The sequence below is a fragment of the Kitasatospora sp. NPDC057198 genome (assembly GCF_042670125.1).
GTDB lineage: Bacteria > Actinomycetota > Actinomycetes > Streptomycetales > Streptomycetaceae > Kitasatospora.
Window position 1 is genome coordinate 1 of the sequence record NZ_JBHUWH010000684.1, and the last position, 2,991, is coordinate 2,991.

The window sequence follows — 2,991 nt, forward strand, 5'->3', positions numbered from 1 at the left end:
GCTCCGCACAGCGGATGCGGCCGGCCGGCCCCGGCTCAGCGCACCGCGTCGAACGGCACCCCGGTCAGTTCCCCGCTCAGCTCCCGCAGCCGGGCCCGCGCGTCGCTCCGGTACGCCTGGCCGGCGGCCCGGGTCTCGTCCGAGCGGTCGAAGTACCGCCCGGTCACCCCGTCCAGCGCCGGATCGGCGACCAGCCGCAGGGTGTTCCCCACGCCCTCGGCGACGGTGCTCCGCGGGGTGAAGAGGCCGACCACCATCTTGGTCGGCATGTACGACGCCGGGTGCAGCGCATTGACCGTCACCCCGGTGCCGGCCAGCGCCTCGGCCAGGTCGAAGGTCAGCATGATCTGGGCGAGTTTGGCCTGGCAGTACGCCTGGCCGCCGTCCCAGCGGCGGCGCAGCATCACGTCGTCGAAGTCGATCGGCGCCTGGCCGGCCGAGCTGACGTTGACGATCCGGGCCGGCGCGGAGCGGGCCAGCAGCGGGGCGAGGCGCACCGCCAGCACGTACCCGGCCAGGTAGTCGACCTGGAAGGTCAGTTCGTGGCCGTCCCGGCTCTCCCGGCGGGTGTGCTCGACGCCGATGCCGGCGTTGTTGACCAGCACGTCGAGCCGTTCCAGGCCGGCCACCCGCTCGGCCAGCGCGTGGACGTCGGAGAGCCGGGCGAAGTCCGCCAGCAGGTAGCTGACCCGGTCGTTGCCGGTCTCGGCGCGCAGCTCGGCGAGCAGCGCCTCGCCCCGCTCCCGGCTGCGGCCGTGCAGCACCAGGGTGGCGCCCCGGGCGGCGAGTTCGCGGGCCAGCGCGCGGCCGAGGCCGTCGGTGGCGCCGGTGATCAGGACGGTCTGTTCTTCGATGGGTGTCACAGCAGCCTCCGGGTTCCGGGGACGGGCGCCGCCCGGAAGCACCGTCGGCGCTTCCGGGCAGCGGGGGGCAGGGGGCGGGTCAGACGATCGGACGACCGCTGGCGGTGGTCTCCGGGACGTCCTCCTTGACGTCCCAGTGCTCCGCGATCAGGCCGTCCGCGATCCGGAAGACGTCCACCACGGCCATGCCGGCGTCGCCGTCCTGCGCGGTGAAGTGGCTGTGCACGAAGACCAGGTCGGCCTCGGCGGCGATCCGCCGGATCTCGAACCGGCCCTGCGGGACCTGGGCCTTGAACCCGGCGACGAACTCGACCACCGGCTTGCGGCCGTCGGGCAGGCCGGGGTTGTGCTGGACGAGGTCCTCGGCGAGGAAGCGGTCGGCCTCGGCGGTCTCGCCCTCGTTCCAGACGGTGCTGAGGTACTGGGTCACCAGGTGCTTGTTGTTCTCGGACATCGCGGGTTCTCCCGTTCGTGGGTTTCGGTACTGCTCGGTGGTCAGGAATCGGACGGTGGTCAGGAGTTGGACGGTGCGAGGACCGGCTGCCCGGCCGGAGCCGGGGCCGCCGGGGTCTTGGTGCGCCGGCCGGACAGCGCGTGCGTGCCGGCCGCCGCGGCGAGCGGCAGCAGGGCGATCCCGGGCATCAGGGTCGCGCCGACCGGGGGCAGGAAGGTGGAGCCGAGCAGGCTGCCCAGGCTCATGCCCAGGTACAGCGCGGAGGCGTTCAGCGCCAGGATCAGCGCCGGGTGGGCGGGCAGCAGGGTGATCAGCCGGGCCTGCTGCGGGGCCTGGTACAGCTGGCTGAAGAAGGCCCAGAGCGCGAACAGCAGCAGGCCGACGGCCGCCGCTCCGGGGGCGACGACCAGCAGCGCCAGGGCCGCGCCCAGGCCGGTCAGCGACATCGTGACGGTGCGGGTGCCGCCGAGCTTCTCGCTGATCCGCGGCGCCAGCGCGTTGCCGAGGACGCCGAGGGCGCCGAAGACCATCAGGGTGGCGGAGACCGTCCCGGCGCCGGCGTCGAAGCGGGCCGCCAGGTAGGCGCCGGCCACGCCGTACACGGTGAACTGGGCGGCCATGAACAGCAGCGTGGTGGCGACGGTGGGCAGCGCGCCGGGGGTGCGCAGCGCGGCCCGGTACGCCCGTGCGGTCGGCGGTTCGCCGGCCGGCAGGTCCGGCACCAGCACCGCCACCAGCACCAGGGCCAGTGCGGAGAGTGCGCTGACGCCCAGCAGGGCCGGGCGCCAGCCCATCGTGGAGCCCAGGAAGGAGGCGAGCGGGACGCCGAGCACGGAGGCGGCGGTCATGCCGGCGAACACCGTCGCCAGCGCCCGGTGGCGCCGCTCCGGCCCGACCAGGGCCGCGCCGGCCGCCGAGGAGGCCGGTCCGAAGACCGCCGCGCCGATCGCCCCGAGCACCCGGCTGAGCGTCATCGTGGTGTAGTCGGGGGCGACCGCGCTGAGCGCGCCGCCGGCGGTGAGCAGCGCCAGGCCGAGCAGCAGGACCTTCTTGCGGTCCGTCCGGCGCAGCAGGGCGGGCGCCGTCGGCGCGCCCACCGCGAAGGTGAGGGCGAACACGGTGACCAGCAGGCCGACGCTGGCCGGGGCGACCTCCAGGCTCTTGCCGATCGGGGCGTTGAGGCCGACGACGGCGAGCGAGACGGTGCCCAGGCTGAAGTAGCCGAGAGCCAGTGCGAGCAGGGCGGGAGTGGGGTTCCGAGGATTCACGGGGCCTCGTTTCAGAGGTGGGTTCCGGTGCGCGGTGAGCGGGTTCGGGTGACTGTCCCGGCCGGGCCCACCCACTCCCGGAACGCTAGCCAGCGGGCCGGTCCCCGGGGCCCGGAGCGCGCCCCGCCGGGACACTGTGGCAAGTCGCCAGCGGTACTGCGTCAACTCGCCGGCATTCTGAACAGCCCATGACAGCAAGGCAGTTGGAGTGCACTTCAAGCCGCCGCGACGACCGGCAGCGGCGGATCGCCACCGACCCCGGCCCCGGCCGCGGCCCCGAAAGCGACTCCGACCCCGGGCGCCCCGCCCCCCCCCCCCCCCCCGCCGCCCCGACGGGGGGGGGGGCCCCGGGGGGCCCCCGGGGGGCCCCGCCCCCCCGCGGCGCCGGGCGCCCCCCCCCCCCCCC

General features: G+C 75.3%; 3 protein-coding genes. All 3 read right to left on the reverse strand.

The window, feature by feature from the left end; genetic code table 11:
- Positions 1 to 35: 35 nt before the first annotated feature.
- Positions 36 to 863, reverse strand: coding sequence for an SDR family NAD(P)-dependent oxidoreductase (locus tag ACFUEL_RS37690; RefSeq protein ID WP_380242418.1), 828 nt, complete (start codon positions 861 to 863; stop codon positions 36 to 38).
- Between the two features lie 79 nt (positions 864 to 942).
- On the reverse strand, positions 943 to 1,317 hold the full coding sequence (locus tag ACFUEL_RS37695) for a nuclear transport factor 2 family protein (protein ID WP_380242420.1): 375 nt from the start codon (positions 1,315 to 1,317) through the stop codon (positions 943 to 945).
- A gap of 59 nt (positions 1,318 to 1,376) precedes the next feature.
- A complete protein-coding gene (locus tag ACFUEL_RS37700) occupies positions 1,377 to 2,585 on the reverse strand; it encodes an MFS transporter (RefSeq protein WP_380242422.1) in 1,209 nt (402 codons plus the stop codon).
- Positions 2,586 to 2,991 lie beyond the last annotated feature (406 nt).